Source organism: Streptomyces sp. bgisy027 (assembly GCF_057710365.1).
The window spans coordinates 1-26,264 of record NZ_JBYIVZ010000046.1 but is presented as its reverse complement, the minus strand read 5'-3'; the positions used below and the strand labels follow the sequence as shown (position 1 = coordinate 26,264).

At 69.3% G+C, this 26,264-nt stretch carries 26 protein-coding genes and 3 pseudogenes; 15 read left to right on the top strand and 14 right to left on the bottom strand.

The window, feature by feature from the left end:
* Positions 1-130 precede the first annotated feature (130 nt).
* The 8 genes and pseudogenes from AC3ETA_RS35860 to AC3ETA_RS35825 all read right to left on the bottom strand — a co-directional run.
* Positions 131-304: pseudogene (locus tag AC3ETA_RS35860) on the bottom strand (DUF5999 family protein); the annotation flags it as partial.
* Between the two features lie 192 nt (positions 305-496).
* Entirely contained in the window at positions 497-754 is a 258-nt protein-coding gene (locus tag AC3ETA_RS35855) for a WhiB family transcriptional regulator (RefSeq protein ID WP_381695360.1), read from the bottom strand.
* Between the two features lie 131 nt (positions 755-885).
* Positions 886-1,077, bottom strand: coding sequence for a hypothetical protein (locus tag AC3ETA_RS35850; protein ID WP_432197065.1), 192 nt, complete (start codon positions 1,075-1,077; stop codon positions 886-888).
* Positions 1,078-1,512: a hypothetical protein gene (locus AC3ETA_RS35845; protein WP_432197064.1), complete on the bottom strand. Its 435-nt coding sequence runs from the start codon at positions 1,510-1,512 to the stop codon at positions 1,078-1,080.
* A 147-nt stretch (positions 1,513-1,659) separates the two neighbouring features.
* The gene (locus AC3ETA_RS35840) at positions 1,660-1,950 is read right to left on the bottom strand and encodes a hypothetical protein (RefSeq protein WP_432197063.1); all 291 of its coding nucleotides are present in this window, start codon (positions 1,948-1,950) and stop codon (positions 1,660-1,662) included.
* A gap of 210 nt (positions 1,951-2,160) precedes the next feature.
* The gene (locus AC3ETA_RS35835; RefSeq protein ID WP_432197062.1) at positions 2,161-2,316 is read right to left on the bottom strand and encodes a hypothetical protein; all 156 of its coding nucleotides are present in this window, start codon (positions 2,314-2,316) and stop codon (positions 2,161-2,163) included.
* A gap of 102 nt (positions 2,317-2,418) precedes the next feature.
* A complete protein-coding gene (locus AC3ETA_RS35830; RefSeq protein ID WP_432197061.1) occupies positions 2,419-2,664 on the bottom strand; it encodes a hypothetical protein in 246 nt (81 codons plus the stop codon).
* Between the two features lie 345 nt (positions 2,665-3,009).
* Entirely contained in the window at positions 3,010-3,855 is an 846-nt protein-coding gene (locus AC3ETA_RS35825; RefSeq protein ID WP_432197060.1) for a hypothetical protein, read from the bottom strand.
* A gap of 345 nt (positions 3,856-4,200) precedes the next feature.
* Between AC3ETA_RS35825 and AC3ETA_RS35820 the strand changes: the two genes are divergently transcribed.
* Entirely contained in the window at positions 4,201-4,959 is a 759-nt protein-coding gene (locus AC3ETA_RS35820; protein ID WP_381643720.1) for a GntR family transcriptional regulator, read from the top strand.
* Positions 4,956-5,642: a P-loop nucleotide/nucleoside kinase family protein gene (locus AC3ETA_RS35815; protein WP_432197059.1), complete on the top strand. Its 687-nt coding sequence runs from the start codon at positions 4,956-4,958 to the stop codon at positions 5,640-5,642. The genes AC3ETA_RS35820 and AC3ETA_RS35815 overlap by 4 nt, the downstream gene beginning before the upstream one ends.
* A 104-nt stretch (positions 5,643-5,746) precedes the next feature.
* On the opposite strand, the gene AC3ETA_RS35810 is transcribed toward AC3ETA_RS35815, so the two are convergent.
* On the bottom strand, positions 5,747-6,061 hold the full coding sequence (locus tag AC3ETA_RS35810) for a hypothetical protein (RefSeq protein WP_432197058.1): 315 nt from the start codon (positions 6,059-6,061) through the stop codon (positions 5,747-5,749).
* A gap of 142 nt (positions 6,062-6,203) precedes the next feature.
* On the opposite strand from AC3ETA_RS35810, the gene AC3ETA_RS35805 reads away from it, so the two are divergent.
* From AC3ETA_RS35805 to AC3ETA_RS35775, 7 genes are all read left to right on the top strand, one after another.
* Positions 6,204-7,910 carry a helix-turn-helix domain-containing protein gene (locus AC3ETA_RS35805; RefSeq protein WP_432197057.1) on the top strand — a complete coding sequence of 569 codons (1,707 nt, stop codon included), beginning with the start codon at positions 6,204-6,206 and terminating at the stop codon, positions 7,908-7,910.
* Between the two features lie 42 nt (positions 7,911-7,952).
* Complete coding sequence (locus AC3ETA_RS35800; RefSeq protein ID WP_432197056.1) at positions 7,953-8,936, top strand: asparaginase; 984 nt, start codon at positions 7,953-7,955, stop codon at positions 8,934-8,936.
* A 27-nt stretch (positions 8,937-8,963) separates the two neighbouring features.
* Entirely contained in the window at positions 8,964-9,425 is a 462-nt protein-coding gene (locus AC3ETA_RS35795) for a PPC domain-containing DNA-binding protein (RefSeq protein WP_432197055.1), read from the top strand.
* A 59-nt stretch (positions 9,426-9,484) separates the two neighbouring features.
* On the top strand, positions 9,485-10,240 hold the full coding sequence (locus tag AC3ETA_RS35790) for a GNAT family N-acetyltransferase (RefSeq protein WP_432197054.1): 756 nt from the start codon (positions 9,485-9,487) through the stop codon (positions 10,238-10,240).
* On the top strand, positions 10,240-10,788 hold the full coding sequence (locus AC3ETA_RS35785; RefSeq protein WP_432197053.1) for a GIY-YIG nuclease family protein: 549 nt from the start codon (positions 10,240-10,242) through the stop codon (positions 10,786-10,788). Before AC3ETA_RS35790 ends, AC3ETA_RS35785 begins: the two co-directional genes overlap by 1 nt.
* Positions 10,789-11,760: 972 nt before the next feature.
* Positions 11,761-13,209, top strand: a complete 1,449-nt coding sequence (locus tag AC3ETA_RS35780) for a hypothetical protein (protein ID WP_432197052.1) — start codon at positions 11,761-11,763, stop codon at positions 13,207-13,209.
* Between the two features lie 220 nt (positions 13,210-13,429).
* Positions 13,430-13,693, top strand: a complete 264-nt coding sequence (locus tag AC3ETA_RS35775) for a hypothetical protein (RefSeq protein WP_432197051.1) — start codon at positions 13,430-13,432, stop codon at positions 13,691-13,693.
* A gap of 55 nt (positions 13,694-13,748) precedes the next feature.
* Here AC3ETA_RS35775 and AC3ETA_RS35770 read toward each other — a convergent pair.
* The 3 genes and pseudogenes from AC3ETA_RS35770 to AC3ETA_RS35760 all read right to left on the bottom strand — a co-directional run.
* Positions 13,749-13,847 (bottom strand): annotated as a pseudogene (locus tag AC3ETA_RS35770) (transposase); the annotation flags it as partial.
* Between the two features lie 46 nt (positions 13,848-13,893).
* On the bottom strand, positions 13,894-14,064 hold the full coding sequence (locus tag AC3ETA_RS35765; protein WP_432197050.1) for a hypothetical protein: 171 nt from the start codon (positions 14,062-14,064) through the stop codon (positions 13,894-13,896).
* Between the two features lie 165 nt (positions 14,065-14,229).
* Positions 14,230-14,890: pseudogene (locus AC3ETA_RS35760) on the bottom strand (HNH endonuclease family protein).
* A 499-nt stretch (positions 14,891-15,389) separates the two neighbouring features.
* Between AC3ETA_RS35760 and AC3ETA_RS35755 the strand changes: the two are divergent.
* The gene (locus AC3ETA_RS35755; RefSeq protein ID WP_432197049.1) at positions 15,390-17,045 is read left to right on the top strand and encodes a DEAD/DEAH box helicase family protein; all 1,656 of its coding nucleotides are present in this window, start codon (positions 15,390-15,392) and stop codon (positions 17,043-17,045) included.
* A 116-nt stretch (positions 17,046-17,161) separates the two neighbouring features.
* On the top strand, positions 17,162-17,425 hold the full coding sequence (locus AC3ETA_RS35750) for a hypothetical protein (RefSeq protein ID WP_432197048.1): 264 nt from the start codon (positions 17,162-17,164) through the stop codon (positions 17,423-17,425).
* 106 nt (positions 17,426-17,531) lie between these two features.
* Here the strand turns inward: AC3ETA_RS35750 and AC3ETA_RS35745 are convergent, their stop codons facing one another.
* Positions 17,532-20,198, bottom strand: a complete 2,667-nt coding sequence (locus AC3ETA_RS35745; RefSeq protein WP_432197110.1) for an ATP/GTP-binding protein — start codon at positions 20,196-20,198, stop codon at positions 17,532-17,534.
* 126 nt (positions 20,199-20,324) lie between these two features.
* On the opposite strand from AC3ETA_RS35745, the gene AC3ETA_RS35740 reads away from it, so the two are divergent.
* Positions 20,325-21,224: an ETEC_3214 domain-containing protein gene (locus AC3ETA_RS35740; RefSeq protein ID WP_432197047.1), complete on the top strand. Its 900-nt coding sequence runs from the start codon at positions 20,325-20,327 to the stop codon at positions 21,222-21,224.
* 64 nt (positions 21,225-21,288) lie between these two features.
* Positions 21,289-21,564 carry a hypothetical protein gene (locus tag AC3ETA_RS35735; RefSeq protein WP_432197046.1) on the top strand — a complete coding sequence of 92 codons (276 nt, stop codon included), beginning with the start codon at positions 21,289-21,291 and terminating at the stop codon, positions 21,562-21,564.
* On the opposite strand, the gene AC3ETA_RS35730 is transcribed toward AC3ETA_RS35735, so the two are convergent.
* Positions 21,531-23,366 (bottom strand): zeta toxin family protein, encoded by a 1,836-nt coding sequence (locus AC3ETA_RS35730; protein ID WP_432197045.1) that lies wholly within the window; start codon positions 23,364-23,366, stop codon positions 21,531-21,533. The two genes, AC3ETA_RS35735 and AC3ETA_RS35730, sit on opposite strands and share 34 nt — an antisense overlap.
* Positions 23,367-23,502: 136 nt before the next feature.
* Here AC3ETA_RS35730 and tap point away from each other — a divergent pair, with 136 nt between their 5' ends.
* Together tap and tpg are read left to right on the top strand one after the other, a co-directional pair.
* Positions 23,503-25,704, top strand: coding sequence for a telomere-associated protein Tap (tap, locus tag AC3ETA_RS35725; protein ID WP_432197044.1), 2,202 nt, complete (start codon positions 23,503-23,505; stop codon positions 25,702-25,704).
* A gap of 3 nt (positions 25,705-25,707) precedes the next feature.
* Positions 25,708-26,264, top strand: a 557-nt coding sequence (gene tpg / locus AC3ETA_RS35720) for a telomere-protecting terminal protein Tpg (protein WP_432197043.1), incomplete at its 3' end; no start/stop codon positions are given.

Below are 26,264 nucleotides of genomic sequence, written 5' to 3'. Positions count from 1 at the left end.
GCAGCAGCGGCTCCTCTTCCCTGCCGGTGGCCGGGAGGAGGAGCACCTTGAGCGTGTCGAAGGGGCCGGGCTCGGATCCGGCGACCAGCGGGTGCCGGTAGCGGGTGAAGGCGTAGTCGGCGGGCGGCGCCGGCCTGTGCGGGGCGATGGTCTGCCCGTCGGGCAGCAGCTCGCCGGTGTCGTCGAAGAGCAGCAGGCCGTTGCACAGCAGGTTCCAGCCCTGCTCCGGGTGGGACGCCACAATGGCGGCCGCTTCCCGGTCGGTGCTGTCGGCGGCCGGGCACCTGGGGGTGTGCAGGCACAGGGCGTCCGACAGGCTGCGGTGCAGGCCGCTGTCGTCGAGCGACGTCAGTAACGGAACCAGACGCATGAAAGCCTCCGGGGTCAGGGGTGGTGGAAGGGGCGCGGCTGCGCGGCTCCCCTGGACCGCGTCCGGCCCGACCCCGAGGTGCGGGGCCGGGCCGGACGGGTCAGGCAACCGACAGAACGCGGCAGATCAGAGCGTGGAACTACGTCGGGCGGCACGGCGCTTCAGCGCGCGGCGCTCCTTCTCGCTGAGGCCGCCCCACACCCCGGACTCGTTGCGTTCCAGGGCGGCTTCGAGGCAGCTCTCGATCAGCGGGCAGCGGCGGCAGACAGCCTTCGCCTCCTCGATCTGCAGCAGCGCCGGGCCCGTGTCGCCGATGGGGAAGAACAGCTCGGGATCCTCGATGGCGCAGGCCGCGCTGGGGCGTTCGGGCGCGGCGGTGGAGATGGCGCCGTAGCCGTATGCGGCGGTGCGTACGATGGTGTGCACAAGGGCCTCCCAGAAGGTCCGGTAGTACGAAGTGGCCCCGGGGATGCGAGCCCCGGGGTCGTTCTGTGTCGGCGGCCGATAGGCCAGCGTCAGCCCTGCGGCTTGTGACGAGGCCGGCGGTGCGGGTGCAGTTCGGCGACGCAATGGCCCGTCTCCCACGCGGCGATGGCGGCGGCGGCCGCGAGCAGCAGGCGGGTACGGGGGTGAGCGGCGCCGATAGTGGCGGCGGCCCGGGCCGCGGCGTGTTGCGCCACCCGGGCCGCCTGTATCAGGTGCGGCATTCAGCGGCCGAGGTTCTGGCACGCGCTGCACGTCCAGGCCGTGGGGGCCGGGACAGTGGCCTGTGTGTCGGCAGGCGCCGGCAGCATGCCGAAAACGCCGCCGCACACGTCGCACTGCATCCCGCCTCCGGCCGTCGCGGGCTCCGGAGCCACGGAGGCGGACGGGCAGTTGTTCGGGTCGCAGTTCCACCGGCCGCACAACGCGCAGGCGTCGTCGGCCATCACCGGCCGGTGCAGGACTAACACCGGCTGCCGCTCGTAGCCGGGCAGCATCTCCTGAAGCGTGCGGCGGGCCCGGCGCTCCGCGGGGGTGCCGGCGTCGGACTGGCGCACCATGCGCGCCAGGAGGTCACCGAGTTGGCGGTGCGCGTACTCCGGGTTGGTCACGGCCACTGTCGTACGGGCCGCGTGCCGTGTCATGATCGCTGCGGTCATGGGGATCTCCGAGTCCTTTTTGACCAGACAGCCCTGGAAGGTGAGAGTTCCAGGGCTGTCGCCTTTTAGCTGGCCGGACGGCCAGCCACGGCCCGTCTCCCGCCCCGTGTCGCTCTGGTGGGGTGGGAGAGGGACCGTGGCGGACCGTCAGGCGGCCGGGGCGTAGGCCGGGCCCGAAGTGCCCTCGCGCAGCAGGTAGTCGGACGTCGTCCACGCCGACCCGATCGCGAACGGCTGCCCGTCCGGACGCAGGGTGTCGCGGACGATGAGCGCCCACCGGGCGCCCTTGCGGTGCAGCAGCTTGGCGGCCTCACGCGGGTCGGTGACGCGGGCTAAGACCTCGAACCTTCCGTCGACGTTCTGGTAGATCGCGCCGGGGTGGCGGGGGCCGATTTCGTCGGCGGCGCTGGGCAGGATGGTGGTGGCGCTGGGCATCATGCGGCGGCTCCGATCAGGCGAGCACGGTGGATGATGGTCATGTGGGTGATCCCTGGTGGTGTGGAAGGGGTGCCCGCGACACCAAGAACCCCCAGGGTGTGTGGCCCTGGGGGTTCGTCGCGTGAGTGCGTCCTGCGCACTCCGCCGGCCACCGGCCCGGTCTGTAAGGGAACGGAGGGACGGTGGCCGACGGGCAGCGCAGGGCTGCTGTCAGCCCTGTATGCCGCGTTCGGCGTCGCGGATGTCCTGTTCGGCGTTGAACTGCTCGTATTCGGCCTGGTCAATCGCCTCGTAGGCAGCGTTCATCTCCTCCAACTCGCGCCTCTGCTGTTCGGCCCGGGCGAGCATTTCGTCGAGGCGGTCCATATGTCCTCCTGCCAATCGGGGTCAGTGCGCCCTGCGCACTCCGCCGCCCACCGGCCGCCGTTGAAGCGGGGCCGGTCGACGACGCGCAGCGCAGGCTGCCGGTCAGATTTGCTCGATCTCGATCACGCCCCTTAGGGCGCTGCCGTGCAGCGCGACGACCGTCAGACGGTTGCCGTCAACGGTCCGCAGCGGCTCACCCGTCGTGGTGCGGGTGTAGACGACCGGCTTGACCCCGGCGAGGGCGTTGATGCCGATCAGGCGGTACGCCATTTCCTGGCTCATGCCTGGCGTCACGTAGCGGGCCTGCGGCGTCGGGCCGAAGTAGGTGTGCGAAATCCGGGAGTCCATGAGTCTCCTGATGTCGGAGGGGAGGGGAAGTGCGTCCTGCGCACTCCGCCGATCACCGGGCTCCTGTGCGGCAGGTCGGTGACCGGCGGGCAGCGCAGGCTGCAAGGTCAGCGACCGAGGTCGCTGACCTTCTGCTTGAGCTGGTGAATGCGGTCAGCGACCCGAGCGCGGTCACGGCGGCTCAGGCCGGGCTTGGTCAGCTGCCTGTGAGCCGCCTCCAGCTGGGCGGCGACGCGCTGCTGAGGGGTACGCGCTTGTCTGTCGGTGGTCTGCGTGTACGAGCAGCCACGGCCCCGGCCTCCCCGAGCGATCGGGATGGCCGGGGCCGTGGCGGTTCGTGCGGTTCTACCGGGTGAGCTGCTCTTCCTGCGTCGCCAGGAGAGTGATCGCGCTCATCAGGTCGGCGCGCTCCCAGTCGGTGAGCTGCGGGGCGTCGGCCTTGCGCGGGTTGAGCGTCTGGATCAGCGCGGCCAAGGTGTCACGGACGCGCCGGAAGTCGGCGTCGGCGACCGGCTCCGAGACGTTCTGCCACTGCTGCTCGTGCAGCAGGCGCAGGCCCCAGGCGCGGCGGTCGTTCCAGTCCTCACGGTCCATCTGTGCCTTGCGGCGGGCGGGGGCGAGGCGCTTGGTGTGCGCGGCGAGCTGGGCGAGGCGGCGGCCGTCCGTGCACCGGGAGGTGAGGTCGGCGGCGCGCAGGATGTTGCCCTTGTCGTCCTTGATGGAGCAGGCGGAGCAGCCGCGGACGTGGGCTTCGTCCAGCTTGCGGGCCGTCTTGTCGTCGATGGTGCCGCCGACGATCTGCATGACGGCGGGGGTCGAACCGGTCTTCGGCTTACGGATCACGCGGGTGGAGCGTCGGCCGGCCGTCTGGGTCAGGCCCTCTTCCAGCCGCTGGAACCACTGGTCGACGGTGAGGTTGACGGTGACCAGGCGGTGGCTGCCGGGGCAGCGGATCGGGTCCTCGGTGCCGGCCTTCTCCGTGTGGTGGGGGACCAGCTTGGGCCGCGCGCTGTGCAGCGCGCTGATCGGCACCCAGGTGCGGCAGGTGGGGCAGACCAGCGTGGAATAGGCGAGGTCGACTTCGTGCGGCTTGAGGCTGGAGACGACCAGCGGGGGGAGAGTGCTGATGGCGCGGGACCGGGCCCGGCGCGGACGCTTCTGAGCGGTGAGATCACGGGTTCGCGTAAGCATGAGGGCTCCTTCTACAAAGTGGCAGGAGTGCATCGCAGGTGCTCTCTCCGCCCTCCAGGCCGCACGACGAACCGGCGTCCTGAAGGACAGACAACGCATCAGCGCTGCGGGGTGGTACTCGCTGCAGCCATGGGCGGAGGAGTTAGAGGTGCCTCGGGCTCCGGCCACCGAGGTGGCTAGGGCTTTGGACTCCGGCCACCGAGGTGGCGATCTGCTGCGATGGTGCTCACTCGGTGCTCCCGGAGGATCACCGGCGACTTACATACATCAGGTTGCATCAGGTACCCTCAGGTGTCAAGCGGTATAGTGAGGCACCCAGAGAGAATTTGAAGGAGGCGAAGGCACATGTCAGGGCCACCCCGAGCCGACAATCGGCCGCCGTACGCGCGCATCGCGGGCCACTACCGCGACCTGATCAGCTCTGGGGAGCTTTCGCCGGGGGACCTTCTGCCCAGCATCAAGACGCTTGCAACCGAGTGGGAGGTCAGCACAGCCACAGCAGACCGCGCCATGCGGCTGCTGCGCGAAGAGAAGCTCGTACAGGGCATCCCCGGCGTCGGCACCGAGGTGATGGCACGCCCCATCTCGCTGTCCTCCGGGGCGGAACGACACGACCGCAGCGGCAAGACACAGTCGTCGTGGGGCGTCGGCGAGAAGTCGTCCGGCCACACCGCCGGCATAGTCGATGCTCCCGAAGACGTCGCCCACGCGCTGGGCATTTCGCCTGGTGACGACGTGGTTCGCCGTAGCCGTGTCTACCGGGACGGTCATGGCATCGTCTCCCACTCCACCTCGTGGATCCCGGCAGAGTTCGCCCAGGCCGTACCCGAATTGGCGCGGAGCGAGCGGCTCAAGGGCGGGTTGTCGCTCGACTTGATCGCTCGGGCTACTGGCCGGCACGTCGCTAGGCGCGTGGATGAGGAGACTGCTCGCATCGCGACGAAACGCGACCTCGAGGTACTGGAGCTGGAGCCCGACACTGTCGCGGCAATCCTTGTGCTGACCGCGCGCTTCCTGGACGCCGACGGTGAGCTGCTGGAGTACGGGGTGGATTTGGGAGCCCCAGGCCGCACCCGTCGCACGACGTCAGAGGTGCGGCGGTGACCCCGCCCTACGCCGCCGGATTGGACGACACGCTCGTCTCCTGCCTCGAAGCCCGCCTCAGCCAGCTCCTTCGAGCCGAGCGCACCGACACCCTCACGCTGGAAGGACGATTCGAGATCACCCGCACCTCCGCCGCTTTGTCCGGCCGGCCGGGCCCCGCGCCTCGCGCGATTCTCATGTCCGGTCTCCAGGGCGCTGGCAAAACGACCCTCGCCCGCGCCCTGGAAGAGGCCGGGTTCCGGCGCCTCTGCCCCGACGAAGAGATGTTCCGGCGCTATGGCCACTACGGCAGGGACTTCCCCCGCGGGCAGTTCAGGATCCGGGAAGCGCCCGTGCTCAAGGACATTGCCCTTAAGCTCCAGGAACTCCTGGCGGCCGGACGTGACACCGTGGTCGACCACGGCTTCTGGACTCCGGAAGAGCGGGGCCAGTGGGCAGCGACCGTGATGGAGGCTGGCGGCGAGCCCGTCCTCATCTACTTGCCTGTGCCGCATGAGGAGCGCTGGGACCGGATCCGGAAGCGCAACGAGCAATCGCTGATTGATGCGAACAGCATCGAGTTCAGCGAGGAAGATCTGCTCAGGCATGCGGGCCGCTTCTCCCCGCCGACCGAAGATGAGCCGCACATCCTGTACGACGGACAGCCAGCGAGTGTGCTTGCCGCTCTTCGCCGGAAGCGCTGATGCGCCCGCATCTCGCCCTGGGAACCGTGGGTCGCCCTGCTCACCCGCCCACAGGGGAACCCACGATCGCCGGATCTGGGACTGAACTCCGAAGGCCATGGAGCTCACCGGTCCCGCCGGTTAGACGGCATCAGCAATGCCTTCAGGATCAGGCCGGTCACGCTGGTGCTGGCGATGGTGGTGACTATGTCGCGAACTACAACGAGCAGAACCATTACAACCAGTCCGCCGGTCAGGATGATGGTGACGCGTATGACTAACGCACCAGCGGGGTGTCCGCGCGGCTGGGTTCCTGCCACGGGTCTCAGGCAGGGGCAGTCATGTATCGACGTCGCGCCGTTGGGCGTGAGGTCGATATTCCGGCCATGTGCGTCGGCTACGCGGTGCCTCGCGTTGTGGGCATGCCGAAGTTCGTTCATCTCGCCCTCCTGGAGAAAGAGTTGGGGGTTCCGGCTGGAGGAGCCGGGACTCCAGGTGTAGGCGTGATCTCCAGTGACTTCTACGGTTGCCCTGTATCCGTCCGACGGATACAGGGACTTGGATACATAGAGGGGGCCCGGAATGGGGCAGAGGCCGAAGGTGCTGACGCCGGATCAGTCGCCCCAGCATCGCCTTGGCTACATGATCCGGGAACTGCGCGAGGCGCGTGGAACGTCCATGCGAGACCTCGCCGCCAAGACGTACGTTTCGCACTCCAAGGTGCAACGATGGGAGAACGGCGACCGGCCGCCCAAGGACCGCAGCGAAATCGAGCTGATTGACCAGGCGCTTGGTGCCGGGGGGTTCCTGATCGAGCTGTGGCAGGAGATCGGCCGAGATGCCACCGGGCCCGGGCATGTATCCGTTCCCGTGCTCCATGTATCCGATACATCGCCAGACCTGGCCACGGCCCTGTCGCAGGCGGCAGCGTCGGACAGTGAGGGGATCTTCGTCCCCCGGCGTCTCGACGATGGAACGGTGGTGCTCGTGGCACTCGATCGACGCGCGCTGTTGCGCGCCGGTGTGGGGATCGGTGCGGCAGGGATGGCTGGTCTTCCCGTGCCGGCGGCCGCGGCGGTGAGTCCGGCAGAAGATCCCTTCGGGTTCGCGAGAACTGCCTCCGAGAGCTGGTCCGGGCTTCGGCTGTCCCGGCCCGTCCCCGATTTCGGGGTGGACTGGCAGGCTCTGCTGCCGGGAGGGCGGTCCATGCTCGGTTCCCAGCTCTCCCTCCAGGTCCACCCCGCGCGCATCGAGGGGAGCCGGGTGATCGTGTCCCTCCCTGACCAGCGGCGTGCGGAGGAGTTCCTGTCCCGGCCGCACCGGAGCCTTTTGGTCGGAGCGGTTAGCACCGAGGGCATCTCAAGGTTCTTCGCCCTTGACGGGCGCGCGGCGCGCGGCAAACTCGCGAGGAACGGCGGCGTCTACGAGGTCACCGCGCCCGCCGCCTACGAGTTGGACGATCTCACCTACGGCATTCTGTGGGCCGTCAGCAACTACGACGACGCACTCCAGGCCGATGACCAGGCACTTTCCGAGACGCGCAGCGATCTCAAGGCGTACGAGCGGCTGTCATCGTCCGCGGTCAGCCGTGAGGCCGCGCCGGGGCTGAACGGGGTGGCCCAGATGTGGTTAGGCTCGGACTTCTGCGCGCGCCACATCCTGAAGGCGCTGCCGGAGCTTCCGGCGCTACCCGCGTTCTGGACGCGAGAACAGCGCGGTGAGGAGGCCAGCGCCTGGCTGATCTTCGATCACAAGTACCCGTATCTGCGGGAGACCACGAAGTCGCTCGGCAGCACGAGCACCCGGGCGTTCTGCATCCCGGAGGAGGTCGTCTACTCGTCTCCGAGGTACGAGCGGATCCTGCTGTTCCTGGCCGTGGCGCTGATGGAGTCGCTCGGGATCCACGCGCAGTTCACGTCCGACCCCGCGTACGAGGCCGTTGAGGGCTTTGTGGTCGCGCCCGACAAGGAAGCGGTGATCGCGAACTGGGTCCGGGGCGACGGCATGTGGCATGTCGACGTGACAGCCCGGTCCTCGGTCGTCCGCGAATTCACGATCGCGGCGCGCGACGTCGACGCGGACTCGCTTACCGCGGCGCCGACGGCTGCCGGACGGCTGCGTGCTTTGGCGCAGTACCTCGATCTGCCGTGGTCCTGGTTGATCCAGCGGTGTGGCCAGCTCGGCCGGTACGGATCGTCAGGGTTGATCCAGTCCCGCAGCCGGCTGGTCTCAGCGTCCGGCATCGATGCCGCGTGTGCGTACGTGGCGTCTCTTCCGGCCGATCGCTGATCCCGCACCATCAACTGCCTGTTAGCGAAGGGGAAAGAGGCCATGGCCGACAGCGTCCGGCGCGTCGCAGTGATCTCGCTCGGCGGCACTATCGCGATGACCGCGCAGACCGACGGTGGCGCGACGCCGACGCTGTCGGCCGACGACCTCGTCGCCGCCGTACCGGGTCTTGCCGACACCGGAATCCACGTGGAGGTGCATGACTTCCGCCGTCTGCCCGGCGCCTCCCTGGCCTTCTCCGACCTGCTCGAACTCGCCGCGACCATCGAGACGCTCGCGGTCGACGGTGTGGTCGTCACCCAGGGGACGGACACGATCGAGGAAACCGCGTACTTGCTGGACCTCGTCACCACGGGCGACATGCCGATCGTGGTCACCGGAGCCATGCGCAACGCGAGCATGGCAGGAGCGGACGGCCCCGCAAACGTACTGGCCTCGATCCGCACGGCGGCCAGCACCGAAGCCCGGGGCACAGGCTGCCTGGTCGTGTTCGGGGAGGAGATCCACGCTGCCCGCTGGGTCCGCAAGACCCACTCCACGAGCCCCACGGCTTTCACCTCGTACCCCGGGCCGATCGGCTACGTCGCGGAAGACCGGGTGCAGATCCTGACCCGCCCCGATGCGACCCTGACGATCGCTCCCCAGGTCGACACCGCTCGCGCCGTCCGCACCACCGTCTTCACAGTCGGGATCGGAGACGACGGGACACTCCTCCAGGCCCTCGGTGACCACGTCGACGGCCTGGTCGTCGCCGCGTTCGGAGCCGGCCACGTCCCGATGGCCTGCGTGGACGCCCTCACCGACCTCGCCAAGCGCATGCCGGTCATCCTGGCCACGCGCACCGGATCCGGTCCCGTGCTCCGGCAGACCTACGGCTTCCCCGGCTCCGAGTCGGATCTACTCACCCGAGGCTTGATCTCCGGCAGCACGTTGGACCCGGTCAAGGCACGCATCCTGCTGCACCTGCTCCTGATGGTCGGCGCCGACAAGGACCAGATCGTCCAAGCCTTCAGCACCCTCTCGTAACCGCCCCAACAGCCCCGGGACCCCACCTTGCGCAGCTACGAACTCACCACCGGCCGGACCTTCGCCGTGAACTTCGACCACGGCGACGACTTCTTTCCCACACTCGCCGACTTCTGCCGCCAAAGCGGCGTGAAGCACGGCTACATCCCCATGTTCATCGCCGGCTTCGCCGAAGCGGAGATCGTCGGCGCCTGCGAGAAGCTCGAGAATCCCGAGGCCCCGGTATGGAGCAAGGTCCACCTGGCCGGGGTGGAGGCGATGGGGTGCGGAACGCTCGCGTACGACGCTGAGACGGACACGGTCCTGCCGCACATCCACACCTCACTGGGGGAGAAGGCACGATCGGCCACCGGCCACACGAGCCATCTACTCAGCGCTCAGGTGCAATTCCTTGTCGAGATGCTCGTAGTCGAAGTCAACGCCCCTGTGATGACCCGTCCCAAGAACCCGAACCTCTATGACATACCGCTGCTGACCTTTGGCGCTTGACACGCCTCGCGCCAGTCCTAGGACTGTGGTTGACTAGATCCGAAGTGAGGAGGATACGCATGGCACCGAAGTGGCAAGAACTCGCGGACAGGCTCGCCGCACAGATCCGTCGTGGCGACTTCGCGCCCGGCCAGCATCTGCCTCACATCCGGGAACTCGTGGCAGCCGGCGAGGGCTCGAAAGCCACAGTCCACGCGGCCTACAAGGCACTCGAAGCACAAGGGCTCGTCACGCCGTCGCGTGGCCGCGGCACCATCGTCCGTCCCAACAGTCCCGTCAAGCCGATTCACCTTGTTGGCAAGCGGGTTGTCTTGCGTGAGTTCACCCGTGAAGACGTCGACGATGTCCTGGCGATCATCGGCGATGACAAGGTCACGACGTGGCTCAGCTTCGACAGCCGTGACCGCGCCCAGGCAGTCTCCATGATCGAGGGCGCGATCGAGCGCGCTTCGCAGGAACCGCGGACCGAGTTCTACCTCGGGGTGACCAAGCACGATGACGACCGCGTAATCGGATTCGTCCGGATCGGGCTCAGCGGCGTCCAAGCCGGAAAGCTCGGGTACGCCATCGCAGCAAAGGAGTGGGGCCGCGGCTATGCAACGGACGCGGCCCGCACGCTGGTGACGTACGCGTTCAAGGAGCTCGCTCTCCACCGCATCACCGCTGCGATCGGCCCAGAGAACGCTGCCTCGATCGCCATGGCGCAACAGCTCGGATTCACGCGCGAGGGTGTGCTGCGCGACCACGTGCTCACCAACGGGGCTTGGCGCGACAGCGTGCTGTATTCCGTGCTTGCCCATGAATGGAGCAAGTGATGGCGAGCACCAGCGAAAACTCGAGTCAGGTGTACGTGATCGGTTCAGCGGCCTCGCGCATCGTAAAAATCGGTTACAGCAACGCCCCCGAAAAACGTCTCTGGTTCCTCCAGGTCGGTTCACCTGTCGAGTTGTCACTTCTTGCCAGCTTCGAGGGCAGCCAGGATCTCGAGGCCGCACTGCACCACTACTTTGATGCCTGGCACGTACGTGGCGAGTGGTTCGATCTCGGGGCCAACCCGGTAGAGGCCGTACGAGCCGCTGTGGCGCTGGGAGTCACTGGCCTGCGCTCAAGGCAGGGGCCGACGGCCATCCCTGGGGCCTCGCGCTCCTATTCAGCGCTCGACAGGCCCGGGCACCGCGCCATGGAGGGAGTCGACTTGGACATGCGGTTCCCACCCTTGCCTCGGTGGCATGCCGAAGCCGTCCTTGCGGTGCACGACATCGCAGGCGTCGCAAACGGGTGGGTGAACCATGTATGTGAAGGGTGTCCCGACTGCCTTGCCCACTTCCCACCGCGGCTTACCCTCCGCCCTCATCTCGCCTGACAGGAGGCTCAGGATTGAATCTTCCCGCCGGGCGGGATTCACCGGGGTGTTTGTGCGAATCCTCTTGGACTCCGGGGCGATTCCTGTTCGGATCTTGGGCACGTGCCGTGTGATCAGCGCAGTTGGTCCCGTGATACGCAATTCAGCAGGGAGGTATCGGTCGTGACGAGCGGTCAGTGGTCGCCAGGCTTTGCGACACGTGCATCCCGGGGCGGCGCGGAGTTGGGCGAGACCGGTACAGTGGCCCCCAGCGTTGATCAAAAAAGAGTGGCCCCGTCGACCGGCCTTGGACAAGCCGGGAGGGGCCACGTGGCCAAGGACCTTTTCGCCGGGGTCCTGAAGCCTGCCGAGCACCCTTTTCGCCAGAAGGAAGGTGCCGACGTGATCAGGGTACCCGTACCCGTCACCCGACACACCGCACCCCGCCGTGGGGGCAGCAGCCATGCCGGTTGCTGGTCCTTCGACGGGGCGTTTGTGCTGTCTGAACGCACCCCGGTTCACCCCTCAGATGAGGGGGTCGGGATGACGTAGGTCGTTCAGGGGCGGCGCCTGCATCGCAGGTCTTCTGACCGCCCCGGGCCTGGTTCCCGGTGATTGCCCGTCACCAGTTCCAGCGCCCATCTGCTCTCCGCGAGGTTTGCCCGCCTCTTGGAGGAGCTGCTCGCCCCGGTTGCCGCCGGCTGCGAGCGGTTCGATCTCGGTTCTCTCCTGAACCACGACCCACCCCGAGAGGGGCTTTGTCGTACCCACCTTCAAAGAAGGAGGCGTCGTCATTCTGCATGACCGCTTGGGCTTTCGCCAGCCCAGATACGCCCGTTTCACTCGCATTTGCCGACCTGTGTCGCCCCACGTCGAGGGATTTCACAGTCCGGTTTGCCCTGTTCATGCGCCTGTCGTTGAGCGGTGCCCCGTGGCTGAGGCCTCGACGAGTGCGGTTACTCCAATGGGGTGCCCGGCCGCGCGATTCCGTAAATGTTGCTCATCGTGCGTCGTTGGCCACGGGTGCTCGCATTTTGCATCGCGGTCTTCCTCGCCTTCGTACGTCGCTGGTGCCGCCCGGGTGAGCTGGTGAGTTCCGCGGCGGCGCCTGCTGACCTCACGCTGTCCGGGAAGGCTGGGCCGACTTCGGGCGTGGCGTTGCCGGCTGCTCTGGTGCCGAAGGGGGAGCAGGTCGTCGGGAGGACACGGTCGCGGCGTTCCGGTCCGCGGCGGTGGCTGCGGGCTGTGGAGTGGCTGGTCGGTGCGGGGCTTCATCCGCGTGTGTCGGCGACGACGCTGGCGGTCGCGCGAGATCTGGCGGCGCGGATGGATTACGACACCGGTGAGGTCAGGTACTGCCTCAGGGGCATGGTGGCGCGGCTGGGGCTGTCGCGTGCGACGGTGAGCCGGCATGTGGCGTATCTGCGTGAGATGGGCTCGCTGGTGTGGGTGGAGCACGGGAGCCTCGGCAATGCGCGCCGGGTCCGGGGCCTGGGCGGGTACGCCCGCACGGCGACGGTGTACGGGGCGGTGATCCCGGCCTCCTACGACCGGGCGTTCGGTCACACGATCGTCGGGGCCGGGTACGCAGCCCGGATCGTGATCGATCAGCGTGGCACCGTGCCTGTGTCTGCCGCTGAGCACGTGGAGGCTGTGGATAACTCACCTGTGGACAACCGGAGTTCGGCTGCCTGTGAGACCCCTTCCCGTACTGGGGTTAAGGAGGTGGGAAAAGTTCAGGTAGTGGGTGGTGAAGACTCTTCTACCGCTCCGCGGGCAGCCAGCCAGATCCCCTCCCGCCGTAAGAAGCGCAAGCTCACGATCCTCGGATACAAGATCACCTCTGAGCGGATCGAGCAGGCCCGCCGCCTGGCGGTGTCCGTCCGGCCTCAGGTCAACTGGATCCAGGGCGCCCGCCACGACCAGCTCTCCTGGGTGCTGCTCGACATGGTCGCCATGGGCTGGTCCGAGCCGAAGATCGTGCTCTGGCTCAACCAGCTCGGCCACGAGGCCGGCACCCGCCGCTGGCGGCCACGCTTCCCCCACCGGCTCATCGCCGCCGCCCTCCTGCGCAAGGATCGGACCGACAAGGAACGCACCGACCACGAGGGCACCGACCACGACCAGGCTCTGCGGCACAGCGTGGCCCCGAACCATGCATTCGCGCAGGCCTCCCGCCACGCTGCCGCGCGTCACCGCGAGCCGGTGCACGAATACCCGCGGCTCGCTGATGTGCCCGAGAGTGCTGATGAGCGGGCCCTGCTGCGGGAAGCGGCAACAGGCAATCCCAGGCTGGTCGAGCTCTACGCGCAGCTGCGCGGCCGGGACGAGGCCATCCGCGTGTACGGCCTCACCGCCGTCGGCGCCATGGATGCCGCCCACGAGGCCGCGCAGGCCGGATTGATGGCTTCGCGCCGACGATCATCTGCAGGTCAGCGCTGACGTTGGACCCGACCAGCAGCTCGGCGAGTTCGGACCCCTGAGCGTGAGCTGGCGGGCGCCCGTGCTGGCACGGCAGGCGAGGAGGAGCAACCCAGTAGGGGCTGGGCACGAACACCGCGTTGTCGGTGCCGAGGAGTAGCGTTGATCCCAGTTCGGACTGCCGGAGGCCGCAGGGGCGGCCTGACCCGCGCTGGGTAGTCCCGTCCCTCGGGAGGCCACCATGGCCAAGTCCAAGTTCAAGTTCGACGACCGCGCCGTGAAGAAGGTGGTCCAGCAGGGCGTGAAGAAGATGGCGGACGATCTCACTCGGGCTCTGAACGGGCTCACCGTCCGCTACAAGGGCAAGTCGCTGGAGCAGATCAAGCCGGAGATTCAGCGAGTGTGGGCCAAGCACTCGGGCGGAGGCAGCATCAGCGATCCGGAACTGACGCAGTTCGCTGAGCAGATCCAGGCAGGCGGCCGGGTCACGGTCCGCATGAAGTAGTGCGTACGACGGTGTCCGCCGCCTGCTCATCCCGGGCGGCGGACACCGTCATGCCATCGAGGCGAATGAGGTTGAGTGCAACGGCGGAGAAGACGTGCTCCAGGTGGGTCTTCTGGAGACCGAGGTAGCGGGCACGTCTCATGCCGGAGCTGCGACGGTTTGTACGGCACCTTTAACGTCCGCATGGCACGGCAGGTGTGTCAGAGAACAGTGATTGCCGAGTCCTGACACTCGTGCACCGGTCGGTGGAAAAAGCCCTCGACCACGTCGCGGTGTCCACGTACCGGCTCGGCCAGCACGCGCGGCAGGGCCGCCGCAGTGGACCAGGACGGGCGTACCGCGGCGTCCACGACTAATCGGTCGCTGCTCATGCATCGACCCTAGTCATGGCGCGGCCGGGTCCGACAGGGTGCACCAAGAGACGGCAATCGGCGCAAAGCTCTTCGGCAGTGGTACACCTGTGGCACGGTGTGGAGTGGTCTGGCCCGTCGCTCTCCCCGTGGTGACGGGCCAGCGCCGTGTTGCGGGACGGCTTCTCAGGGGGCGGGTTCGTACGTCACCGTCTGGTCCGGGCAGCTGGAAGCCGCGCTGTCCAGAGCGGCGAGCTCGGTGTCGTCGACGGCGAGGTCCCAGCGGAGCTTGGTGCCCACCCATTCGGCGAGGTAGCGGCAGTGCACGTCGGCGGCGGGCGGGAGCCAATCGGCCGGGTCCTGGTCGGCCTTGCTCCGGTTGGAGCGGGCGGTGACCGCGACCAAGCTGTTCTCCGCGCCCTGGTCGTTGGCGTACGCCTCGCGGCGCTGCGGGGTCCAGGAGGATGCGCCGCTGTCCCATGCTTCGGCCAGGGGCACCATGTGGTCGATGTCGAGGCCGGACGCCGACGTCACGACGGTGGCGTCGTAGTACGACCACCAACTCCCGCCGGTCAGGCGGCAGCCGGACCCGACAGCGGGCGGGGTGATGGCTTCGTGGAGGAGGACTTCGGCGCGGGTGTTGCAGCCGTCTGTCGGGTTGTCGCCGGCGTTCCAGTGGCGGAACTTGTCGCGGTCGTAGCCGTCGCGGGACTCGGTGGCCACGGGGAGGCTGGATGGCTTCGGTGAGGGGCAGGGTCTCGGCGGCGTGGGCGTGGGTGGAGGGGGTGGCGGTCAGGACGGCGAGGGCGGCGGCGACTACGAGGCGGTGCAGGACGGATTTGGCCATGTGCCGTTGATAGCCCCGCTGATGGGGGCGTGATCAGCGGTTTCCTTTGGGCGCCGCCCGTGTGAGTGGAAAGGTCATACCGGAGAAACGAATCCGCCGTGCACGTCAGCGTCGTCGGCGGAAGGGCCACCGGTCGGCCGTGTGCGGCGGCGCGGCGGGGTCCGGCGGCCTGGGTGGCGCAGGAGGGTTGACCGGCGGTGCCAGGCTCGGCTGGTGCCGGGGTCCGGCGCGGCGGGCGGGGGAGCAGGTGCCGGCGGGGCGGTGGGCGCGGTGGTCGTCGGAACGGGCGCTGTGCCTGGTACAGCCGTACCTTGGCCACCGCCTACCCCCCGTTCGTCCACTACGGCTTACGGCGGCCGTACGCCGCGCACGGCGAGTGGTGAGTTTGCCTGGGCTGGTGAGCAGGGCCGTGTTGTCAGTGGGCGCTCGTACGCTCGTGGCAGGGCGACGGCAGCGTCGAAGTGAACACGGAGGCAGGATGGCCAGGGACTCGCGTCGGGTGCAGACTGCAGTGATCGGCAACGCCGATTCCGAGGATCCGATCGAGCTTCCCATGGAGGCCATCGACCTCGATGTCTTCCGGCACACGCATCAGAGCGACACGTTCTGGTGCGGGCTGTGGCTGGGGGGCTGCGGGAGCCGGCTGACAACGAAGCTGTATGTGGATCGGGCCTGCCACTTCGCGCACGTCCCGCACCCGGGCATACCGGATTCGCCGTGCCGCAGGACGAGCACGAGGGCCTCCGGCGCAGGCAGCGCCGACCACCTCTACATCAAGGCCGCCGCGCTGGACTGGATGGCGGGGCAGGGCATCGTCGGCGCTGCCCTCATCTCGCGGGACGAGACGGGTGTCGTCCGGCTGGGCGGCGAGGTCGTCGTGGAGCCCACTGGCCACGAGACGATGCGCTTCGTCCTGGACGAATCCGCCGTGACCGAGCATGCTCCGGCGGCCGGGACGATCCTGGGACCCGGTATCGAGCACGACCCGCGCGCGCTGGTCGAGCACGGCTTCGTGCACCGGGTCCGCTGTGTGAGCAACGGTGTGCAGCGCCGGGTGCAGATCGGCACCCAGCACCGCGATGGAACCGACTGGTTCGACCTGGACGAGGTGGAGCTGACCCCCGAGGGGCTGTCGACTCCGGCCGTAGCGGAGATCCGCCGACGGCGTACGCAGAGCGTGCCGATCGGTGTGCGCGCCCACGATGTAGCGGCCAAGACCGCTGCTGCGCCAGCGCCTCCCATCGGTGTGCAGCAAGCCGTTGAGGACCGCACGGCGGTGTTCGCGGCCCTGCAGGAGGCAGTTGGCGACAGCCGGAGCCTGACCCGGCTGCAGCGCTGCTTGGATCGGGCCGAGGCGGTCTCGATGCAGGGCGCCACCGCGGCGGAGAACGAGCTGATGCGACAGGCGGCCGACGTGCTGCTGCGCCTGCGCCGCGGCGTGGGCGCGTCCTTCGCGCCCCAAGCTCAACCTCCGCAACCGAAACGGCGTTACCGGGATGTGCCGGCTCCCCGCGCCGGGTCCCACACGGCGGCCAAGAACGTCAGGGAGCTCCTGAATACGCTGGAACAGCACAGCAAGCGCACGATCACGGCGGAGACCGAGCAGCTCGTGGAGCGTCTGGCCAGGCGGGCGGAAGCGGCCGGGATGTTGCTCAGCTTCCCCGAACGCGACGCGGTCACCGCCTGGAAGAAGCGGATCTCACACGAGGCCATCCGCCCCGGCGATCCCGCCACCGCAAAGACGGCTCCCGCTTCGCCTCGGACCTTCGAGGAGAAGCGGGCGGTGGCGCCGATCCCGTCAGCGGTCGTGGCGGCCGCCGACCAGGCCCGCGAGATCCTCGAGGAAGCGGCCCGCCTGGGAGAGACCCTGACCTGGGCGGAGCTGAAGCAGCGGGTTCCCGAATTCGCCGGACTGTCACCCGAGAAGCAGCGCCAGGCCCTGGGGCAGATCGATGCTCCCGGTCACCCGACGGGCACGGGCCACGCCCGAGCGTTCCTCGCCTCCTTGATCACGGCGGACGTCGGCGGCCCGCACCCGAGTTACCGTCGGATCGCCGAACAGCAGGGACACTTCCTTCCCGACAGCCGCGAGAAGATCCTCGCGGCCTGGCAGTCGAGCGTCACGGCCGTACACGAGCGCTACAACACCCCGTGACGGGGACCGCCGCGTACGAGCGGCAGCCCAGGGGCTCCGCGCCGCTCGAACGGAGGGTGCGTGGGCTGCCAGGGTGGGGGCGATTTCCGGCGCGTGGGTCTGACAGGATGATGAGCATGGCGAATGAGACGGGGACGTACGACGGGCGGCTGCGGGACCTGGAGGCGGAAGCCTTCCGCACCGGCCGGACGCTCGCGGAGCACAGTGAAGAGCTGGCGACGATCCGTGAGCAGCAGGGCACGGCGTTCGGGAACATCGACTCCCTCGCCAACGCCATTGGCGCACCGGGGGAGCGGCCGATCGCGGATCGTCTGGACACGATCGAACGGGTCCTGTTCGCTGTTGCGCGTGCGCAGGGCATCGATCCGGACGCCGTCTGAATCACTGATCCCCTGAAGGCTGCGGCCCACGAGCACCTGGTGTTCGTGGGCCGCAGCCGTATGTGTGCCGGTCAGGCGGTTGGGTCGGGTGGACGGCTTGGCTGCCCTACTGGTTGTGGAGGCGGTGTTGGCGGGCGGTGACGAGGGTGCGCCATCGGGCGCGGGTGGCCTGCTCGCCATCCAGCCAGTGCGGCGTCGTGTGGTCGGCGGGGAGAGGGAGGCCGGCCATGAAAGAGGCGATGTCGACGTAGTAGGCGTAGTCCCCGTCTCTGGTCTGTTCGCGCAGCCGGGTGAGGGTGGCGTCGAGTGCGTCGTGGTCGTCGCGGACGGCCTGGTGGAAGGCGCTGGCGAGTTCGAGGGTGGGGGCCATGGAGGTGAGGCCGGCGACGTCGAGCTCGGTGCGCAGGGCGCGGATGCGGTCGTCGAGGGTGGGGTGGCCGGCGTCGCGGATCAGGGCGGCGATGGCTGCGTTGATCGTGGTGGCGCGCAGGTCGAGGCCCGCGAGGAGCTGGTGGGCCAGGTCGATTTCGTCGTCGGCCTGCTGGGGGTCGTAGAAGGCGACGGTGAGGGCGCGCAGGGCTTGGTTGTGGGCGGCTTCGCCGGATGTGGCGTGCTGTTCGGCTTCCGTGCGCCCGGCGAGGTAGGCGGCGGCCGCCTGTTCTGGTTCGCCTTGCAGCCACCGCAGATCGCCCAGAACGCGCTGGTGGCGTCCTTCCCATCCCAGGGTCTGTGCGGCGGTGTATGCGGTGGGGAAGTCGCCGGCGAGGCGGGCGGCCTGGGCGAGTCCGCGCCGGGCGGCGGGGGCAAGGCGGCCGCCGCCGTCGGCGACCTGCTGGTATCCGCGGCGTGAGTCCTGGCCGCGACCGATGTCGCGGTGGGCTTTGGCCCGGTAGTAGACGGCCATCTCGTGCAGATCGGCGGGAAGCAGGCCGCAGTCGATGACCGTGGTGAGCCGGATCGCGGTGCGGGAGCGGTGCTCGTGCTGGCGGCGGGCGAGCGTGCTGAGGAGTTCGACCAGGGCGTCGGCCGCGGTGTCGAGGCCCGTCGCAGTGTCGGTGTCCGGTGGGGCGAGGGGCTCCCAGACGGAGTCGCTGATGTAGGTCCAGGCCGCCTCGGTGAGCCAGTCGAGGTCCAGGCGGTGGTCGCGGGCCAGGCGCAGGCCTTGGCGCAGGCACGCGATCAGCAGCAGCCTGCCCGGGCCGGGGGCGCCCTGGTGTTGTTCGCCCAGGGCGGTGAAGGCGCGCTGGGCGGCCTGCTGCCAGTCGGTCTCGGTCCAGCGGTCGTCGGTGGTGTCGTCGGCGTTGCGTACGGCGGATCGGATCAGCCCGTGGAGATGGAAGGGCCACAGGCCGAAGGGGTCCTCGCGGATGAAGGGGCGCTCGGTCAGTCGCAGGGCGGGGCCCTCGTGGGTGAGGCCTGCCGCCCGGGTGGCGAGGGGGACGTCGAAGGCGTCCAGCAGGCTGACCGAGCGCAGGACGTGGCGCTCGCTGGGGGTGAGGTCGGTCAGGGTGCGGGCAACCAGGGCGGGGAAGTCGTGGTCGAAGTCGGCGGGCTGCGGGGTGTGGCCGCTGCGGGTGAGCTCGAGGAACCGGGCGACGGACAGGTCGAGGTAGAGGGGCAGGCCGTGAGATCGTGCGGTGATGACTCGCCGGTTGGGCTCGTTGATGAGGGGCTGTCCGTCGCGGGTGAGGCGGCGGGCGAGGTAGTCGTCACAGTCCTCGGGGGAGAAGTCGCCGACTAGCATCTGCCGTGCGGTGCCGGCCTGGGCCGGGGTGCGGGCGGCGGTCACAGCCATGTGGTGGAGTCCGGGCCAGGCGGCGGGGCCGGTGTAGTCGAGCTGGCCCTGGAGCGCGGGGTCGGCCCACTGCAGGCGGGAGCGGCCGGTGATGACCCAGAAGGCGTTGGGCAGCAGCCACACCGTGCGCTGGATCAGCCGTTCCAGGTCGCGGCGGGTGCGGTCGCCGATGTCCTCGAACGTGTCGAGCAGGACAAGCGGCACGGTCTGCTTGCTTTCGGGCAGGCGGGCGAGCTCCCAGGCCAGCAGGTGCGGGTAGTAGGACAGGGCGTCCAGGTCGGGTTCGGCCTCCAGCAGGTCCGCCAGCCGTTCGCACCCGGCCAGGGCCCGTACGGTCTGGCGGCGTTCGCGTAGCGCGCCGACCAGGGTGCCGGTGAGGGCGCCGACGGCCGATCCGATGGTGCCGGGCAGCATGAGCGCCTGGGCGACGTCGGCGAGCGCGGACTGCATCTGCTGCGGCAGGGCTTGGCCGAAGCGGGAGCCGAGCCCTGCGCGGCGCAGGTACTCCTCCAGCGGCTCGCCGGGGTGGTTGGCCTCCCAGTAGCGGCGCAGGGCCAGATCGAAGGCGGGCAGGGGGCGTCCGATCCGGGTGAGGGCGGCGCGGATCGTCAGCACAATCTGCTCGAAGTCGGTGCCGGCGGAGCGTGCGAGGTCGATCCGCACGGGCAGGATCCGGTCGGCCGGCCATCCCGGTGCGCCCCACTGGGAGGGGCGCCGTCCGGCGTCGGCGAGCGCGGCCTCCAGCGTCCTGGACAAGGTGGTCTTGCCGATGCCGCCGACGCCGTGGAAGACCAGCACGTTGGTGCGGGGCGCCTCGAGGTCCTCAGCGTCGAAGGCGGGGGAGCCGAGGTGCTGAAGGTGGGCGGTGAGCGCGGCGGCGACCGTCTCCCATTGCGCGGCGCGGTTCGTGAATGCCTCATCGGCCTGCACGCTGCGGTCGTTCGTACTGAACAGAGCCCTCAGATCCCGGCCTGCCACACCCACCCCCGAATGATGATCGCTTTCGGGCTCCAACCTATGCCCGACGCACTGCGGTTGGGGATCCCGCCCTGCTGCGGGACAGCGGACTGCTCAGGTCCGGGGCGCATACGGCATCCTTCAGCGATGAAGCCCGATCCGGAGCCCTGGTACAGCACCACCCTCAACCTCTGGCAGCTGGCGGGCGTACTGGTCGCCGGCTGGACCCTGATCAAGGCGCTGACCGAGGGATGGCGCCGCACCGTCGGCCGCCGGCGCTATGTCACCACGCGGCTCCGGAAGATCGCTCCGGGTGTCCGGCACGACTATGTCGAGTCCCTGCTCGGGGAACCGAGGTGGCAGTCGGCGATGCACTGCACACGACTGACCCCGCAGGAGCCCGAAGAGGTCCATGACGGGGACCGGAAGGTCGAACTCACCGTCCGGACCTGGCTTTTGTCGAAGCTCTGCTACCTGGTCACCTGGTGTGAGGACGACATCGTCGTGATGTACGGGGTCACCACGAGTAGCTGGTGGTTCCGGCCCTGGGTGCGGGTTGGCGAGACGCGGATCCGGCTGGGGAAGAGCACCTTCTCGGCCCTCGCCGACAGCGCCGTCACTCATCGGGCCTGGCTCGGCAACCGCCGCTTCGGGTACTTCGAGGAACACTACTTCGGCAACGTCGGCGGCTACCGCTCGTGGTACGTCGGCGTCAACGACTTCGGCTTCAACGCCTTCCCCGTTGCCGACGAATGGTTCGACCTCTCGGAGTTCTCCCACACCCTGCTCCGGCCCGGGCCCCGCGAGGCGTACCGGGCGAACGCGCCGATCAACACGGTCGTCGTCAGCGGAATCGCCCTGTACGAAGAGATCCAGGAGGGCACCTTCTTCGGTATCTCCCTGGGCGTCGACCAGGACCTGGTCCGTCTGGCCGATCCTGAGTATCACGTGCTCGACAGCCGCATCGGTCGCGCTCACCGACGGATCCGTGCGTGGCGCGGTGGCCGGAGTTACCGCCGCTGGGAGAAGCGACGGCAGGGCCAGTGACCGCTTGGGGGATGTTGTGCGGAGGGGACAATGTCCGCCCGATCAAGACCAGAGGGAGTTTGCCGTGCCCGGCACATCAGACGAGCGTGACTTCTCAGGCCTCGAAGGGGGCGAGCTGTCCAGCGCGGTCGACCACATCAGGGCGGTGGTCACCTGGTACAGCACGCAGATCGTTGCTGAGCGCCGGGCCCCGCTGCCCGACGAGGAGAAGATCGCGCGCTGGACCGAGGAGCGTAAGTCCGCGCACGCGGACCTCCAGCGGCTGGAGACAGCAGACGCCGGCGAGACGGCCCGCCTGGCCGGGATCTATGCGACCCGGCGCAGGGAGCTCGGGGCGTAGCCGAGGGCGGAGCGCGGCAGGGGGAGCAGCCGCACCTCCGGGCGGGATGTACCGATCCGGGGCGGCTGCATCCAGGCGGGCAGCAGCGAGCGGGCCAAGGCGGCGACCTCGTCCAGTTCGCCGCGGTGTTCGGGCAGGGCCCGGCGCAGCGCCTGGTACAGGCGCAGGAACGCGGCGGCCTCCTGCTCGGTGTAGGGGCGCAGCCGTTCGGCGGTGAGCGCCCACGTTCCCCGGCCGACGACGCCGGGTTGTTCCTGGCGGAGCAGGGCGCGGCCGTCGCGGCGCAGGATCGTGAGCGCCGTGATCGCCGGGTGGGCTTCGGCGGCCGCCACGGTGTCGGCGACGCCCAGGTAGCAGCGGTCGTGCCCGGCGGCAGAGGTGAACCGGCCCGCCAGCCCGGCCTGCAAGGCTCGGGCGTAGCGCAGGGCGGTGGCCAGGCGGCTGTCGGTGGCTCGCACGGCCAGCGCCACCAGCTCAACCGGGTAGCCGGCCCGGGCGAACGACAGGGCGCTTTCAAGGAGTTCGTCCGCGCTGCCGGGGGCGGCCTCGATGAGCACGTCCCCGCGCCGCTCCCGTACGAACCGTTCCGCCTGGGCGAACCAGGTGCGGTAATCCGTGCGGATGGCCGCGCTGGCGCCGCGCGGATCGGTCTTCATCAGCTGGAGATAGTCGGGGTGGGCTGCTTTGAAGTCGTCGCTGGACAACCGGATGGTGCCGGGCCGCATCGCGCGGCGCAGTAGGCCGGCCGTCTCGGTCTTGCTCGCGCCGGGCTGGCCGATCAGGTACACGACGCGCGGATCGGTCCGCGGCACGAGGCCCTCGAGCACGGTCGGTGTGATCAGCTCGTCGAAGATCCAGCGGTGCTCATCGGCCGACAGCCGGTGGTAGGCGACCCCGGGCGGCGCGGATATCGGCTGGGCAGTGCGGCGCACCGGCTCGGACCAGGAGGCGGCGCGCTCGCCGTCGCGCTGCACTGCCAGGCGCCGGTCCTCGCTGATGAGTTCGGCGTGCACGCGTCGGTCGGTACGGGCGAGTTCGCGGCGGAAGACAGCGGTCTCGGGCGCGGTCCACGGCCGTGACCGCTCCCGCTGCACCGCCTGCTCCGCAGCGGGGCGGCGTCGCCAGCTGCCGTCGGCGGTGAGCTCGTTGACGTACAGGGCGGTGCCGTCGCGCCGTACGACGGTGACGCGGTCGGCGAGCTGCTCGGTCTCGATGACGGCCAGGGTGGTCAGCATGCCCTTCGCGCAAGTGTCGTGGTTCGTCCAGGACACGTACCGGCCGCCGCCGGTGGCGGACTCGGTGAGGAAGCGGTCCAGAATGCCGAGCTGGCTCAGGGCCTCGGGCGTGGCGACCGCCACGACCTCGATCCGGTGGCCTGCGGCCCGGTAGGTGGCAGAAGTAGTGCGGAAGTCGTCCGGGTCGGCCAACGCCGACTCCACCACCGCGTCAAAGCTCCGGTTGCGTACGACGTCTTCGATGGCGGCCTGCCAGCGGGCGGTGTCGGGGCGGACCAGGGCTCCGGCCGTACGGACGTCAGCGTCCAGAAGGCCCGGGTAGTCCCGGTGCGCGTGCTTGTACAGATCCCGCCCGACCCGCACCGCGCCGCCGCGGTGGTTCAGGACCGCCTGGACGAGGTCGGCGAGGGTGGTCTTCCCGGCCCCGGGCTGCCCGGCGACGACGACCACGACGGGTCGGCGCTGGGAGACGGCGCACCGAGTCGCCTCCGGGAGGAGCACCCGCTGCAGCACGTCGCAGCTCTCCTGCTCCGACAGTACGACCGGGTCCCCGGCTCCTCCTGCCACCGCTCCTCCTCCTTCTCACCTCGAGCCCGTACAAGCAGCGAACGCGATCAACCTAACAGAATGAGCGATCCAATGCGCGAAACATCATGCGATTCAATGCGCGATTAGGGTAGGGTGATTAGTGGAGGTGAGCGCTGTGCCCACTGAGAACGAGCTGCTCAGCGCGGTGGATGCGCTGTTGAACCGGGTCGACCAGAACGACCTGCCGCCGCCCGCCGAACGTCGGCGTCTGCGCGAGGCCGCCGATCTGACGCAGACCGACATCGCGACGGTGCTCGGCACCCGCCGGGAGACGGTGGCAAGCTGGGAATCCGGCAAGAACGAACCGCGGCCGCCGCAGCGCACCGCCTACGCCAAGCTGCTCGAAGGCCTCGCCGTGCGCTTCCCCGCCCCCACCGGCGAGGGCGAGGCGGCCCCCGGGCCGGAGGTGCCGGACACGTTCACCGCCGCGCCCGCCCCGGCGGCCTCTGCTGCATCGGCGCCGGCCGCCGCGAAGCCACCCGCCCATAAGGCGGCGAGTACTACCAGGCCGACGTCGGCGTCGCGGCGCCCAGGTGCGAAGAAGGTCGCCCCGAAGAGGACCACCGCCCCAGCGGCGGCCGCGGTCGACCCGCGCTTCGAGAACGGCCCGCTCGCCGTGGTTGACTGTGAAGACGGGCAAGTGTCGGCGTACTGCGTAGGCGGCCTGGTCCTGGACGTGCCCGCCAAGTCGCTGCCCGCCCTGGTCGACTGGACCATCACCGAGGCGAAGCTCGGTCAGCCCCGGCTGCACCGCAACGGGCGTGACGCCGACCCGATCCTGGTTCTCACCCCGGCCGCGCTGGAGCGCTACGGCCTGCCCGCCGCCTTGTCGGATGAGGAGCGGCGCGCGGGCCGGCTCCAGGACAGCCACAAGGTCGTCAAGCAGATCAAGAGGGCCGAACTCCAGCTCACCCAGCGCGGGTTGGGGCCGTGGGCGCGCGTGTTCCGTGACCCGGAGGGCTCCCGGCGGCGTTGCGTGCAGCTGTGCATCCCGTCGTGGAACGCGCTGGATGCGCGGGAGTGGGACCGGAAGGACGACCCGCAGTTGCCGGGCATGCATCCCGCGGACCTCGCCCGGTATCTCGGCACGTACGCGCAGCGGGTGATGACGCCGCGTGGCACTGCGTCGACGACCGGCCTGGAGCTGATGACCGCGCTGCGCCCGCCGACCCGCGCGGAGAAGGACGAGACGACCGGGGAGTTCGGGCGGGCGTTCAACGCGGACGCGCTGACGGCGGTGTACGACGTCGTGGAGTGCGAGGTCCCGGACGAGCACCCCATCCTCAAGGGCAAGTGGCCCCGCCACCACCTGCGCACGCCGGACCAGATGCTGATGGAGGAGCCGTACGACTGGTGCCGGGAGCTGACCGATGAGGAGTGTATGCAGCCGTATCTGGTCGCGATCGACGTCAACATGGCGTTCGCGGCGGCCACCAACGGCCTCACGGTCGGGCTGAACGGACCCACCCACCTGAAGGACAACCCGAAGTTCGATCCGTCGCTGCCCGGCTCGTGGCTGGTCGACCTCAGCCACGTCGACCTGTCCCGCGTTGAGGTGGGCGGCCGTACGGTCGACGGTGACCGGCTCCCCAGCCCGTTCACGCCGAAGGGCGACCGGCCAGCAGGCCCGGCCTGGTACGCCACCCCGACTGTCGCGTACGCGGTGGAGCTCGGTTTCGACGTCGCGCCGATCGAGGCGCACGTGCGCACGCAGACCGGCCGCTACCTGGACCCCTGGTACAAGCGGCTGCGCGACGCGTACATCGCGACGATGGCCGACCTCGGTGTCACCACCGACATGGCAGGCCAGGGTTTCCTGGACGCGATGGCCCTCCACAAGCAGGTCGACCCGACGATGGCGCTGCTGCTGACCGCGATCAAGGCGACCGCGAAGGGCGGCATCGGCAAGCTGCGGCAGCGCAGCCGGGGCCAGGTGCCGTACTACGAGCCGTGGCCGGCGCTGAAGCGGGAGACGTGGCGCCCCGACATCCGGGCCGCCGTCCTCGCGAACGTACGCATCGGCATGCACCGCAAGCTGATGAAGACCGCCGCCGTGGCCGGCCTCTACCCCGTTGCGATCGGCACCGACGCCATCGTCTACCCCTCCACCGGCCCGTCCCCGCTGGACTTCCTGCCGTACACGGACGACGGCAAGCCCGCGCCGGGCACATTCCGGCTGGGGGTCTCGCCGGGAATGGTCAAGCACCAGGGCACCCAGACCGTGCTGTGGGCGGAAGCCCAGTTCGAGGAGCACGGCGGGGTGTTCAACCTGTCCAACCTCATCAAGACCGACCAGACCGTCGGGGAGGGGGAGTAACCGATGGTGGACTCGATCGGGGACAGCCTGGACCGGGCGCTGGAGGGATCGTTCACCCGTCCCGCTCCCAAGTCCGCGCAGGCGCAGATGAAGTACCTGGTCAAGCAGCTCAAGGGCACCAAGGCCGTTGCAGAGGCGCTCGGGGTGTCCCAGCGCACCGTGGAGCGGTACGTCGTGGGCAAGCTGAAACGGCCCCGCCGCGAGCTCCGCGGGCGCATAGAGCGTGAGGTGAAGCGGCGTTGGCAGCCGCAGATCCGTGCGAAGGCGCGGAAGAAGGCCGCCTCCACGGACGGCCTGGTCGTCTCCACCCGGGCCCGTTTCGGGTTCACCGCCGAACCGGGCACGACCGACGACGCCCGAATCCGCGACATCACCCAGGCCCTGCCGCCGGAGTTCGCAGACCGGCTGTTCACCGCCCGGGAACAGGGCGCCACCGAGCAGCAGCTCAAGCAGATCGCGGCTGAGGGCCTCGCCCGCATGTACTTCCGCGCGAACAACACCCGCGCCCACGGGCTGGGCGTGGAGTTCACCGACGTGGAGACCATCGAGATCCAGCTCTA